The 14,843-nt window shown below is 46.5% G+C and carries 5 protein-coding genes and 2 rRNA genes; all 7 read right to left on the bottom strand.

Going from position 1 to position 14,843, the window contains the following annotated elements; translation table 11 throughout:
• Positions 1-13: 13 nt before the first annotated feature.
• A 23S ribosomal RNA gene (locus tag QSH61_RS01550) occupies positions 14-2,898 on the bottom strand.
• 266 nt (positions 2,899-3,164) lie between these two features.
• Positions 3,165-4,697: ribosomal RNA gene (locus QSH61_RS01545) — 16S ribosomal RNA — on the bottom strand.
• Together the 16S and 23S rRNA genes form the textbook arrangement of a ribosomal RNA operon.
• 1,197 nt (positions 4,698-5,894) lie before the next feature.
• A complete protein-coding gene (gene tuf / locus QSH61_RS01540; protein WP_119230648.1) occupies positions 5,895-7,079 on the bottom strand; it encodes an elongation factor Tu in 1,185 nt (394 codons plus the stop codon).
• Positions 7,080-7,136: 57 nt separating this feature from the next.
• Positions 7,137-9,251 carry an elongation factor G gene (gene fusA, locus QSH61_RS01535; RefSeq protein WP_102055956.1) on the bottom strand — a complete coding sequence of 705 codons (2,115 nt, stop codon included), beginning with the start codon at positions 9,249-9,251 and terminating at the stop codon, positions 7,137-7,139.
• Between the two features lie 27 nt (positions 9,252-9,278).
• Positions 9,279-9,749, bottom strand: coding sequence for a 30S ribosomal protein S7 (rpsG, locus tag QSH61_RS01530; protein WP_010376219.1), 471 nt, complete (start codon positions 9,747-9,749; stop codon positions 9,279-9,281).
• Positions 9,750-9,850: 101 nt separating this feature from the next.
• On the bottom strand, positions 9,851-10,225 hold the full coding sequence (rpsL, locus tag QSH61_RS01525) for a 30S ribosomal protein S12 (protein WP_010367657.1): 375 nt from the start codon (positions 10,223-10,225) through the stop codon (positions 9,851-9,853).
• Positions 10,226-10,575: 350 nt separating this feature from the next.
• Positions 10,576-14,757 carry a DNA-directed RNA polymerase subunit beta' gene (gene rpoC / locus QSH61_RS01520; protein ID WP_039494556.1) on the bottom strand — a complete coding sequence of 1,394 codons (4,182 nt, stop codon included), beginning with the start codon at positions 14,755-14,757 and terminating at the stop codon, positions 10,576-10,578.
• Positions 14,758-14,843 lie beyond the last annotated feature (86 nt).

Genomic DNA, 14,843 nt, shown 5'->3' with positions numbered 1-14,843 from the left:
ACTTTGGCGTTGTATGGTTAAGCCTCACGGGTAATTAGTACGAGTTAGCTTAATGCCTCACAGCACTTCCACATCTCGCCTATCAACGTTGTAGTCTTCAACGGCCCTTCAGTTGACTCTAAGTCAAAGTGAGAACTCATCTCGAGGCCTGCTTCCCGCTTAGATGCTTTCAGCGGTTATCAGTTCCGAACGTAGCTACCGGGCAATGCAATTGGCATCACAACCCGAACACCAGCGGTTCGTCCACTCCGGTCCTCTCGTACTAGGAGCAGCCCCTCTCAATTCTCAAACGCCCACGGCAGATAGGGACCGAACTGTCTCACGACGTTCTAAACCCAGCTCGCGTACCACTTTAAATGGCGAACAGCCATACCCTTGGGACCGACTTCAGCCCCAGGATGTGATGAGCCGACATCGAGGTGCCAAACACCGCCGTCGATATGAACTCTTGGGCGGTATCAGCCTGTTATCCCCGGAGTACCTTTTATCCGTTGAGCGATGGCCCTTCCATTCAGAACCACCGGATCACTATGACCTACTTTCGTACCTGCTCGACGTGTCTGTCTCGCAGTTAAGCTTGCTTCTACCATTACACTAACCGTACGATGTCCGACCGTACTTAGCAAACCTTCGTGCTCCTCCGTTACTCTTTGGGAGGAGACCGCCCCAGTCAAACTACCCACCAGGCACTGTCCTCAACCCCGATTCAGGGGCCTAAGTTAGAACATCAACACTACAAGGGTGGTATTTCAAGGTCGGCTCCACAGAAACTAGCGTTCCTGCTTCAAAGCCTCCCACCTATCCTACACATGTAGGGTCAATGTTCAGTGCCAAGCTGTAGTAAAGGTTCACGGGGTCTTTCCGTCTAGCCGCGGGTACACAGCATCTTCACTGCGATTTCAATTTCACTGAGTCTCGGGTGGAGACAGCGTGGCCATGGTTACACCATTCGTGCAGGTCGGAACTTACCCGACAAGGAATTTCGCTACCTTAGGACCGTTATAGTTACGGCCGCCGTTTACCGGGGCTTCGATCAAGAGCTTCGCCTAAGCTAACCCCATCAATTAACCTTCCGGCACCGGGCAGGTGTCACACCGTATACGTCATCTTACGATTTTGCACAGTGCTGTGTTTTTAATAAACAGTCCCAGCCACCTGGTCACTGCGGCTCTCGTTTGCTTACAGAGCAAGTCCTTCACAAACAAGAGCGTACCTTCTCCCGAAGTTACGGTACAATTTTGCCTAGTTCCTTCACCCGAGTTCTCTCAAGCGCCTTAGTATTCTCTACCTGACCACCTGTGTCGGTTTAGGGTACGATTCAGTATGAACTGAAGCTTAGAGGCTTTTCCTGGAAGTAGGGCATCAACAACTTCACCACCTTGGTGGCTCGTCTCGACTCTCAGCCTTGGCAACCCGGATTTTCCTAAGTCACCAGCCTACAGCCTTTCACATGGACAACCAACGCCATGCTTGCCTAGCCTGCTCCGTCCCCCCATCGCATTCATACCGAGTACGGGAATATTAACCCGTTTCCCATCGACTACGCTCTTCAGCCTCGCCTTAGGGGTCGACTCACCCTACCCTGATTAACATGGGATAGGAACCCTTGGTCTTCCGGCGGAGGAGTTTTTCACTCCTCTTGTCGTTACTCATGTCAGCATTCGCACTTCTGATATGTCCAGCATGCCTCCCGGCACACCTTCAGCCACTTACAGAACGCTCCCCTACCCCGCATACTTACGTACGCAGCCGTAGCTTCGGTGGTATGTTTAGCCCCGTTACATCTTCCGCGCAGGCCGACTCGACTAGTGAGCTATTACGCTTTCTTTAAAGGGTGGCTGCTTCTAAGCCAACCTCCTAGCTGTTTTAGCCTTCCCACATCGTTTCCCACTTAACATACACTTTGGGACCTTAGCTGACGGTCTGGGTTGTTTCCCTCTCCACGACGGACGTTAGCACCCGCCGTGTGTCTCCCGGATATTACTTTACGGTATTCGGAGTTTGCAAAGGGTTGGTAAGTCGGGATGACCCCCTAGCCTTAACAGTGCTCTACCCCCGTAAGTATTCGTCCGAGGCTCTACCTAAATAGATTTCGGGGAGAACCAGCTATCTCCCGGTTTGATTAGCCTTTCACTCCTAGCCACAGGTCATCCCCTAACTTTTCAACGTTAGTGGGTTCGGTCCTCCAGTTGATGTTACTCAACCTTCAACCTGCCCATGGCTAGATCACCGGGTTTCGGGTCTATACCCTGCAACTTAAGCGCCCAGTTAAGACTCGCTTTCGCTACGGCTCCCCTAAATGGTTAACCTCGCTACAGAATATAAGTCGCTGACCCATTATACAAAAGGTACGCAGTCACCCAACAAGTAGGCTCCTACTGCTTGTACGTACACGGTTTCAGGTTCTATTTCACTCCCCTCACAGGGGTTCTTTTCGCCTTTCCCTCACGGTACTGGTTCACTATCGGTCAGTTGGGAGTATTTAGCCTTGGAGGATGGTCCCCCCATATTCAGTCAAAGTTTCACGTGCTCCGACCTACTCGATTTCACTTTAGATAAGTTTTTGTGTACGGGACTATCACCCTGTTTCGTCATGCTTTCCAGCATATTCCACTAACTACACTAAAGCTTAAGGGCTGCTCCGATTTCGCTCGCCGCTACTTTCGGAATCTCGGTTGATTTCTTTTCCTACGGGTACTTAGATGTTTCAGTTCTCCGCGTTCGCCTCGTTAACCTATGTATTCAGTTAACGATACCTGCAAGCAGGTGGGTTTCCCCATTCGGAAATCCTAGTCTCAAGCGCCTCTTACTGGCTTGACTAGGCTTATCGCAAGTTAGTACGTCCTTCATCGCCTCCAACTGCCAAGGCATCCACCGTGTACGCTTAGTCACTTAACCATACAACCCAAAATAGTTTTAAGTTGTACTGCTAAAGACAGTTTAACTTCGCCAGAAGTTAATATTGAATACTAAAGTAGACGCTAATTAATCATCGAAATGATTAATCGGCATTTTCTTTCGAAAACTCGATAAATAACTTTCGTTATCTATCAGAATTTAATTTTTCAGCTTTTCCAAATTTTTAAAGAGCAATATCACTTAGCCATCAGGCCAAGCAACAATCATCTGTGTGGACACTTCGAACAAATAAGTTCTAAATCGTATAAGGAGGTGATCCAGCCCCAGGTTCCCCTAGGGCTACCTTGTTACGACTTCACCCCAGTCATGAATCACTCCGTGGTGAACGTCCCCCCTAAGGTTAGACTATCCACTTCTGGAGCAACCCACTCCCATGGTGTGACGGGCGGTGTGTACAAGGCCCGGGAACGTATTCACCGCAACATTCTGATTTGCGATTACTAGCGATTCCGACTTCATGGAGTCGAGTTGCAGACTCCAATCCGGACTACGACAGGCTTTAAGGGATTCGCTCACTATCGCTAGCTCGCTGCTCTCTGTACCTGCCATTGTAGCACGTGTGTAGCCCTACACGTAAGGGCCATGATGACTTGACGTCGTCCCCACCTTCCTCCGGTTTATCACCGGCAGTCTCCTTAGAGTTCCCGACCGAATCGCTGGCAACTAAGGATAGGGGTTGCGCTCGTTGCGGGACTTAACCCAACATCTCACAACACGAGCTGACGACAGCCATGCAGCACCTGTATCAGAGCTCCCGAAGGCACCAAACCATCTCTGGTAAGTTCTCTGTATGTCAAGTGTAGGTAAGGTTCTTCGCGTTGCATCGAATTAAACCACATGCTCCACCGCTTGTGCGGGCCCCCGTCAATTCATTTGAGTTTTAACCTTGCGGCCGTACTCCCCAGGCGGTCTACTTAATGCGTTAGCTTTGGAAAAGTTGTCCGAAGACCCCAGCTCCTAGTAGACATCGTTTACGGCGTGGACTACCAGGGTATCTAATCCTGTTTGCTCCCCACGCTTTCGTACATGAGCGTCAGTGTTGACCCAGGTGGCTGCCTTCGCCATCGGTATTCCTTCAGATCTCTACGCATTTCACCGCTACACCTGAAATTCTACCACCCTCTATCACACTCTAGTTTGCCAGTTCGAAATGCAGTTCCCAGGTTAAGCCCGGGGCTTTCACATCTCGCTTAACAAACCGCCTGCGTACGCTTTACGCCCAGTAATTCCGATTAACGCTCGCACCCTCCGTATTACCGCGGCTGCTGGCACGGAGTTAGCCGGTGCTTCTTCTGTCAGTAACGTCACAGCTAGCAGGTATTAACTACTAACCTTTCCTCCTGACTGAAAGTGCTTTACAACCCGAAGGCCTTCTTCACACACGCGGCATGGCTGCATCAGGCTTGCGCCCATTGTGCAATATTCCCCACTGCTGCCTCCCGTAGGAGTCTGGACCGTGTCTCAGTTCCAGTGTGGCTGATCATCCTCTCAAACCAGCTAGGGATCGTCGCCTTGGTGAGCCTTTACCTCACCAACTAGCTAATCCCACTTGGGCCAATCTAAAGGCGAGAGCCGAAGCCCCCTTTGGTCCGTAGACATTATGCGGTATTAGCCATCGTTTCCAATGGTTGTCCCCCACCTCAAGGCATGTTCCCAAGCATTACTCACCCGTCCGCCGCTCGTCATCTTCTAGCAAGCTAGAAATGTTACCGCTCGACTTGCATGTGTTAGGCCTGCCGCCAGCGTTCAATCTGAGCCATGATCAAACTCTTCAATTAAAAGTTTTTTGAAGCCTAAGCTTCGTGCTCATTGAATTCTGATTGTTTGTTTCTACTTTTCAAAAAAGTAAAATCAAAACGAATTGACTATATAGTCACTCAGTTACAATTGAGACTCTAAATTTGTTTGCGTCATCTAGCGAACTAGAATCTGCTGTTAGAACTCAATCTGTACGAGTGCCCACACAGATGATTGCTTCATATTTTTAAAGAGCATTTCGAAACACTTCGTTGTTTCGAGGGATGTGCATTCTAAGCATTCCCATTTTTTTGTCAACACTTAATTTTGAATTTCTTGAGAAGAAGTTTCGAACTTAAGTTTTACTTGACGCTAACTCGTTGCTGCTTTGCTTTTCAGCGTAGCGCCCCGTGTCAGTGGGGTCGCATTATAGGGCGATCCGATTTTAGTGCAACTCTTTTTTTAAAGAAAATTGCGAAAAAACGTTTGTTCGAGCAAAAATAAAGCGAAACGCTTATTTTTGATACTTAACCGTATAAAAAGAGAACAAAATAGAGGTATTGTATAGCGTTTATGTATAGTACCGCGTGTTATCAACACTATTGAGGCACTATTCTATAAGAGGGGATATCACCTAATAAGAAGGTTCCAGAACAATTCTTGAATTGCTAGGAATGACCCTGTTCGCAGGTCGCGATATAAAATCGCTGCTACAAGGTATTAAAAAGTCTGTACGCCTTATTGGAGAACGACCCTTTTCATTGATCGCGATATAAAATCGCTGCTACGAGGCATTAAAAAGTCTGTACGCCCTATTGGAGAATGACCCTGTTCGCAGGTCGCGATCTAAAATCGCTGCTACGAGGCATTAAAAAGTCTGTATTTCTTATTTGAGAACGACCCTTTTCACTGGTCGCGATATAAAATCGCTGCTACGAGGTATTAAGAAATCTGTATTTCTTATTTGAGAATGACCCTTTTCACTGGTCGCGATATAAAATCGCTGCTACGAGGTATTAAGAAATCTGTATTTCTTATTTGAGAATGACCCTTTTCACTGGTCGCGATATAAAATCGCTGCTACGAGGCATTAAAAAGTCTGTACGCCTTATTGGAGGATGACCCTTTCATTGATCGCGATATAAAATCGCATCTACAAGGCATTAAAAAAGGCCGTACTCTTTATCAGAGAACGACCTTTTTTTGCTGGTCGCGATATAAAATCGCTGCTACGAAGATTACTCTTCGATTGTTGCTACAACACCAGCACCTACTGTACGGCCACCTTCACGGATAGCGAAACGTAGACCTTCGTCCATCGCGATTGGTACGATTAGCTCAACAGTCATCTTGATGTTGTCGCCTGGCATTACCATTTCTACGCCGTCTGGTAGCTGGATGTCACCAGTTACGTCTGTTGTACGGAAGTAGAACTGTGGACGGTAACCTTTGAAGAAAGGAGTGTGACGACCACCTTCATCTTTCGAAAGTACGTATACTTCTGAAGTGAATTTTGTGTGTGGCTTGATTGAACCAGGCTTACATAGTACTTGACCACGCTCTACTTCATCACGCTTAGTACCACGTAGTAGTGCACCGATGTTCTCACCCGCACGACCTTCGTCTAGAAGCTTACGGAACATCTCAACACCCGTACAAGTTGTCTTCGTAGTTTCTTTGATACCTACGATTTCTACTTCGTCGTTCACGTTGATGATACCAGCTTCTACACGGCCTGTTACTACTGTACCACGACCCTGGATTGAGAATACGTCTTCGATAGGCATGATGAATGGCTTATCGATGTCACGCTCTGGCTCTGGGATGTAAGAATCTAGTGCTTCTGCAAGCTCAACGATCTTCGCTTCCCACTGCTCTTCGCCTTCTAGTGCTTTAAGCGCTGAACCTTGGATTAGTGGTAGGTCATCACCTGGGAAGTCGTACTCAGAAAGTAGTTCACGAACTTCCATCTCTACTAGCTCTAGTAGCTCTTCGTCGTCAACCATGTCACATTTGTTCATGAATACGATGATGTAAGGTACACCAACCTGACGAGAAAGTAGGATGTGCTCACGTGTTTGAGGCATAGGACCGTCAGTAGCTGCAACTACTAGGATCGCGCCGTCCATCTGTGCAGCACCTGTGATCATGTTTTTAACATAGTCAGCGTGTCCTGGACAGTCTACGTGTGCATAGTGACGAGTTGGTGTGTCATACTCAACGTGTGAAGTTGAGATTGTGATACCACGCTCACGCTCTTCTGGAGCGTTATCGATTGATGCGAAGTCTTTTGCTTCACCACCGTATACTTTTGCAAGTACGTTAGTGATTGCTGCAGTTAGAGTTGTTTTACCGTGGTCAACGTGGCCGATTGTACCTACGTTTACGTGCGGTTTTACGCGTTCAAACTTTTCTTTTGCCATTTTCAAATTTCCTATAAAGAAATTAAAGTCCAGCCCTAAGACCGGACCGAACTAAAATTACTTAACAGCGCGAGCTGCAATTATTGCATCAGCTACGTTTTTAGCCGCTTCAGCATACTTTAGGAATTCCATAGAGTATGATGCGCGCCCTTGTGTAGCGGAGCGTAAGTCTGTTGCATAACCAAACATTTCAGAAAGCGGTACCTGAGCATTAATTTGCTTCGAGCCACCAAATGCTTCTTCCATGCCTTCAATTATGCCACGACGACGGTTTAAGTCGCCTACTACATCACCCATGTTTTCTTCAGGGGTGATTACTTCTACTTTCATGACAGGCTCAAGTAGAACTGGACTTGCTTCAAGCGCGCCCTTTCTAAAGCCCATCGAACCTGCGATCTTAAACGCCATCTCGTTTGAGTCAACATCGTGGAACGAGCCATCAAACAGAGTAGCTTTAACACCCAATAGCGGATAACCGGCAAGAACACCTTGCTTCATCTGCTCTTGAATACCTTTATCAACCGCTGGGATATACTCTTTTGGTACTGTACCACCTACGATTTCGTTAACGAATTCGTATATTGGCGCATCATCATCAGAGACATCCATTGGTTCTAGCTTCAACCAAACGTGACCATATTGACCACGACCACCAGATTGGCGCACAAACTTACCTTCAGCTTCAACAGAAGCTCGGATAGTTTCGCGGTATGCAACCTGAGGCTTACCAACGTTACACACAACGTTAAACTCACGCTTCATCCGATCGACAATGATATCTAAGTGAAGTTCACCCATACCAGAGATAATCGTCTGACCCGATTCTTCGTCCGTTTCTACACGGAATGAAGGATCTTCTGCTGCAAGTTTACCAAGCGCAACGCCCATTTTTTCTTGGTCAGCTACTGTTTTAGGTTCTACTGCGACCGAGATTACAGGCTCAGGAAACTCCATACGCTCTAACGTAATTGGCGCTTCTTGAGCACAAAGTGTATCACCAGTAGTTACATCTTTTAGGCCGATAGCAGCCGCGATGTCACCCGCATGAACTTCTTTAATCTCTTCACGCGAGTTTGAGTGCATTTGAACAATACGTCCAAAACGCTCTTTTTTACCTTTAACAGGATTTAGTACCGAATCACCTTGGCTAACTTTACCAGAGTAAACTCGGAAGAAAGTAAGTGTGCCAACGAATGGATCGGTTGCGATCTTAAATGCAAGCGCCGCAAACGGTGCATTATCGTCAGCTTCACGCGTATCTTCGGATTCGTCTTCTAAGACACCTTGGATAGCTTTTACTTCAGTAGGCGAAGGCATGAATTCAATCACAGCGTCAAGCACAGCCTGAACACCTTTGTTCTTGAATGCACTACCTGTCGTCATTGGCACAATTTCATTGGCCAATGTGCGTTGACGAAGGGCTGATTTAATCTCTTCTTCGCTCAACTCACCATCTTCAAGATATTTTTCCATTAGCTCTTCAGAAGCTTCTGCAGCGCTCTCAATTAGATGAGAACGCCATTCTTCAGCAAGCTCAAGAAGATCTGCAGGGACCTCTTCATAGTTGAAAGTCATTCCCTGGTCTTCTTCATTCCAGTTAATCGCTTTCATCTTGATAAGGTCAATAACACCTTTAAATTCATCTTCAGCACCAATTGGTAGCTGAATAGGCACAGGTGTAGCACCGAGACGTTTTTTAACTTGTTCAACAACAGACAAGAAATTAGCCCCCGTACGATCCATCTTATTGACGAAAATCATACGTGGTACTTCGTATTTGTTTGCCTGACGCCAAACGGTCTCAGTTTGCGGTTGCACACCTGATGAAGCACATAACACAACAACAGCACCATCAAGTACGCGCAATGAACGCTCTACTTCGATAGTAAAATCTACGTGTCCTGGAGTATCGATGATGTTTACACGATGCTCATCAAACTGAGCATCCATCCCTTTCCAGAAACACGTCGTTGCAGCAGAAGTGATCGTGATACCACGCTCTTGCTCCTGCTCCATCCAGTCCATAGTTGCGGCACCGTCGTGTACCTCACCAATCTTATGAGAAAGACCAGTATAGAAAAGTACGCGCTCGGTCGTAGTTGTTTTACCCGCATCTACGTGAGCACATATACCAATGTTACGGTAGCGCTCAATCGGAGTTGTCCGTGCCATAATATCCTCTTAAAGGGTGTTAGCAGATTACCAACGGTAGTGAGCGAATGCTTTGTTCGCTTCAGCCATACGGTGAACGTCTTCACGTTTCTTAACCGCAGTGCCTTTGTTTTCAGCAGCGTCGATCATCTCTTGAGCAAGACGAAGACCCATTGATTTTTCGCCACGCTTACGTGCAGCTTCAACCAACCAACGCATACCTAGTGCGTTACGACGCACTGGACGTACTTCAACTGGTACTTGGTACGTTGAACCACCAACACGGCGAGATTTAACCTCTACCTGTGGGCGAACGTTATCAAGTGCAGATTCAAAGATTTCTAGGTGCGACTTGCCTGATTTTTCAGCAGCCACGTCTAGCGCACCATATACGATTTTTTCAGCAGTAGATTTCTTGCCGTCAAGCATTACTACGTTAACGAATTTAGCAAGAAGCTCTGATCCGAACTTCGGATCTGGAAGAATTTTACGTTGACCTATTACGCGTCTTCTAGGCATTTTCTTTCTCCGGTATCTTCAGGTCCGTGCTAAACACGGATTCCCAAAACAATATATAAAAATTTAAAACTTAAGTGCTTGGCCTTACTAACGGAGAACCATTAGCCCTTAGGACGTTTTGCACCGTACTTAGAACGAGCCTGTCTACGGTCGTTTACGCCTGCACAGTCAAGTGCACCACGAACAGTGTGGAAACGCACACCTGGTAAGTCTTTAACACGACCACCACGGATTAGGATTACACTGTGCTCTTGTAGGTTGTGACCTTCACCACCAATGTATGAAGTTACTTCGAAACCGTTAGTTAAACGTACACGCGCTACTTTACGTAATGCAGAGTTTGGTTTCTTAGGTGTTGTTGTATATACGCGAGTACATACACCACGCTTTTGTGGACAAGCTTTAAGAGCAGCTGAGTTGCTCTTTGTAACCTTGCTACGACGTGGCTTACGCACTAGCTGGTTAATAGTTGCCATTAAATAGCTCCTGAATTAATAAATTACTACTGAAAAATAAAATCTTACCATTTAGGCCAAATCCAATTTTCTTGAACGACTAAAATGGGTGGCCGAATTTTAATGACCAAAGTTTAACCTGTCAACCAAAAGTCGTCATCAGCGCTAAGTAAATGCATGCAATTCGGATGGTTTTGTCTGCGAAGCTATTGAAAGTTAACAAAAGTTGACGATTGCATTGAAAAACCTTTGTTGCAGTATACATATTGATGTGACGCTTTGATGGCAATTCGACCAGCGAGTTGAAAAGGCATAAAAAAACCGCTGCATTCACACAGCGGTTTTTCAATTAATTAGCTAAATGGCGAGGATTACTCGTTGCCACCTAGTAAATCAGCGTTTAGTGCATCTGTTAGCGCTTGAGTTGCCTCTTCAGCACTTACTGTTTGCTCTTCAACAGCTGCTTCACCTTGCTTACGACGGTTGATGCGCTCTTCATGGTATGCGAAACCTGTACCCGCAGGGATCAAACGACCCACGATTACGTTTTCTTTCAGACCACGTAGCTCATCGCTCTTACCGTTAACCGCAGCTTCGGTTAGAACACGTGTTGTTTCCTGGAACGATGCCGCAGAAATAAACGATTCAGTCGCAAGTGACGCTTTAGTAATACCCATTAGTTGGATTTCAAACTTAGCTGGGATCTTACCTTGCATTTCTAGTTCACGGTTAGCGATGTTTACACGTGCAACTTCAGCTTGCTCGCCTACTAGGAACTCACTGTCACCACCGTCAAGGATGATACACTTACGAAGCATCTGACGAACGATAGTCTCAATGTGCTTATCGTTAATCTTTACGCCCTGTAGGCGGTATACTTCTTGTACTTCGTTAGTGATGTAGTTAGATACATCAGTAACACCACGTAGACGTAGGATGTCGTGCGGAGACTCTGGACCATCGGCGATTACTTCACCTTTAGCCACTTGCTCACCTTCGAACACGTTAAGCTGACGCCATTTCGGGATCATCTCTTCGTATGCATCACCCTCTTCCGGTGTGATCACAAGACGTTTCTTACCTTTAGTCTCTTTACCGAAGCTAACGGTACCTGTGATTTCTGCAAGAATTGCAGGATCTTTTGGCTTACGCGCTTCGAATAGGTCAGCAACTCGAGGTAGACCACCCGTGATGTCACGAGTCTTTGAACCTTCTTGTGGAATACGAGCCAGTACCGAACCAGGTAGTACTGTTGCACCATCTGTGATTTCAATCGTTGTGAATGAAGGTAGACGGATCTCTTGAAGACCACGTTCTTCGTTCTCAATGATTAGTTTAGGCTCTTTCGCGTTTACTTTCGCAAGATCCTTAACAACCACACGTGTTAGACCAGTTAATTCATCAGTCTGTGCTTCAGTGTTTGAATCATCAATATCGCTGAACGATACTTTTGACTCATGTTCAATGATGATTGGGTGACTATGCGGGTCCCAAGTAGCAACGATATCGTTACCTTTAACGTCAGCACCATCTTGTACAGTTAATACTGCACCGTAAGGAACTTTATAACGCTCTTTCTCACGACCGTGCTCATCGATTATCGTGATCTCAGTTGAACGAGACGTGATAACGATTTTGCCATCAGCATTGATTACAAACTTAGCATTGTGAAGTTTCAGATTACCATTGTTCTTAACTTGAACACTGTTCTCTGCAGAAGCTCGTGATGCCGCACCACCGATGTGGAATGTACGCATCGTAAGCTGTGTACCCGGCTCACCGATTGACTGTGCCGCGATTACACCAACTGCTTCACCAGGGTTGATGATGTGGCCACGTGCCAAGTCACGACCATAACAGTGTGCACACACACCAAAGTCGTTTTGACAGGTGATTACAGAACGTACTTTAACTTCGTCTACTGAGTGCTCTTCTAGAAGGTCACACAGTTTTTCGTCAATCATTACGTTACGTTCAACAAGTACTTCTGTTGTACCAGGCTTAACCACGTCTTCAGCAACAACACGACCTAGTACGCGCTCACGAAGCGGCTCTACAACGTCACCACCTTCAATTAGCGGCTTCATTACTAGACCTTCTTCGGTACCACAGTCTGATTCATTGATAACCAAATCCTGTGCTACGTCTACTAGACGACGAGTTAGGTAACCCGAGTTCGCTGTCTTAAGTGCCGTATCCGCTAGACCCTTACGCGCACCGTGCGTCGAGATAAAGTACTGCAGTACGTTTAGACCTTCACGGAAGTTCGCTGTAATTGGCGTTTCGATGATTGAACCATCTGGACGTGCCATTAGACCACGCATACCCGCTAGCTGACGGATCTGAGCAGCACTACCACGAGCGCCTGAGTCTGCCATCATAAACACTGAGTTAAATGACGGTTGCTCTTCTTCGTTACCTTCAGCATTGATAACCGTTTCTTTTGAAAGGTTAGCCATCATCTCGCGAGAAAGGTTTTCGTTTACACGTGACCAGATATCAATAACTTTGTTGTATTTCTCACCGGCAGTTACAAGACCTGATTGGAACTGTTGGTTGATTTCTGCAACTTCAGCTTCCGCACGATCGATGATCTCACCTTTAGTTGGTGGGATTACCATGTCATTGATACCGATAGAAACACCTGATTTCATCGCGTAGTGGAAACCGGTATACATCACTTGGTCAGCAAAGATAACAGTATCTTTAAGACCTAGACGACGGTAACACTCGTTAAGAAGACCGGAAATTTGTTTCTTACCTAGTGGTTTGTTGATCAGTTCAAACGGCAAGCCTTCAGGGATATTCAATGAAAGGATTGCACGACCTACTGTCGTATCTACTAGGTGAGTTAACGTGCCGCGCTCACGTGTTTCTTCGTCGATAGTCACTTCTGTGATACGCACTTTAACACGAGCGTGAAGCTCAGCTGCACCTACACGGTATGCTTTTTCAGCTTCTTTAGCATCTTTAAATACAGTGCCTTCACCTTTACCGTTGATACGATCGCGAGTCATGTAGTAAAGACCTAGTACAACGTCCTGTGAAGGAACGATGATTGGTTCACCGTTAGCTGGCGCTAGAATGTTGTTGGTAGACATCATCAATGCACGCGCTTCCAACTGCGCTTCAAGCGTCAGTGGTACGTGAACAGCCATTTGGTCACCATCGAAGTCAGCGTTATACGCCGCACACACTAGCGGGTGCAGGTGAATCGCTTTACCTTCGATAAGTACAGGTTCGAATGCTTGGATACCTAGACGGTGAAGTGTTGGCGCACGGTTAAGTAAAACCGGGTGCTCACGGATAACTTCGTCTAGTACGTCCCAAACTTCTGGTACTTCACGCTCAACCATCTTCTTCGCAGCTTTGATGGTTGTCGCCATACCACGGCGCTCTAGTTTACCGTAGATAAATGGCTTGAATAGCTCAAGTGCCATCTTCTTAGGTAGACCACACTGATGTAGTTTCAGCGTAGGACCAACGGTGATAACAGAACGGCCTGAGTAGTCAACACGCTTACCTAGAAGGTTTTGACGGAAACGACCTTGCTTACCTTTGATCATGTCAGCAAGCGACTTCAGTGGACGCTTGTTAGAACCTGTAATTGCACGGCCACGACGACCATTATCAAGTAGCGCATCAACCGCTTCTTGAAGCATACGCTTTTCGTTACGTACGATGATGTCTGGTGCAGCTAGGTCTAGAAGACGCTTCAAACGGTTGTTACGGTTGATCACACGACGGTAAAGGTCGTTCAGATCTGAAGTCGCAAAACGACCGCCGTCTAGTGGTACTAGAGGACGTAGATCTGGTGGAAGAACCGGTAGCACGCTCATTACCATCCACTCAGGGTTGTTACCTGATTGGTGGAACGCTTCCATTAGTTTAAGACGCTTAGTGATTTTCTTACGCTTAGTTTCAGAGTTGATTGTTGGCAACTCTTCACGCATTTCAGCGATTAACTGACCAAGGTCTAGGTCACGAAGTAGATCAAGTACAGCTTCTGCACCCATCTTCGCTTCAAACTCATCACCGTGCTCTTCAAGTGCATCTAGGTATTCTTCTTCACCTAGTAGTTGACCGCGCTCAAGCGTAGTCATACCTGGCTCAGTTACCACGAATGATTCAAAATAAAGTACGCGCTCGATATCACGAAGCGTCATATCTAGCATTAGGCCGATACGTGACGGAAGTGATTTCAAGAACCAAATATGCGCAACTGGGCTAGCCAGCTCGATGTGACCCATACGGTCACGACGTACTTTTGTTAGCGTTACTTCAACGCCACACTTTTCACAGATAACACCACGGTGCTTCAAGCGCTTGTATTTACCACACAAACACTCGTAATCTTTTACTGGGCCGAAGATACGGGCACAGAATAAGCCATCACGCTCAGGCTTGAAAGTACGGTAGTTGATTGTCTCAGGTTTCTTTACTTCACCGTAAGACCATGAACGCACCATGTCTGGCGAAGCAAGACCAATACGAATTGCATCGAATTCTTCGGTCTTATTTTGTTGCTTCAGAAACTTAAGTAAGTCTTTCACCTTAGCTCTCCTGTCGGAGGTTAATCTTGAGGGCAAGCCACGCTCACCCCTACATTCTTTTCAGTCCGGTTGCAGTTATGCAACGC

Source organism: Pseudoalteromonas sp. JC3 (assembly GCF_030291895.1).
In the GTDB taxonomy this organism is placed as follows: Bacteria; Pseudomonadota; Gammaproteobacteria; order Enterobacterales; family Alteromonadaceae; genus Pseudoalteromonas.
The sequence above is the reverse complement of the archived record's forward strand: the minus strand, read 5'-3'. Positions and strand labels throughout refer to the sequence as shown.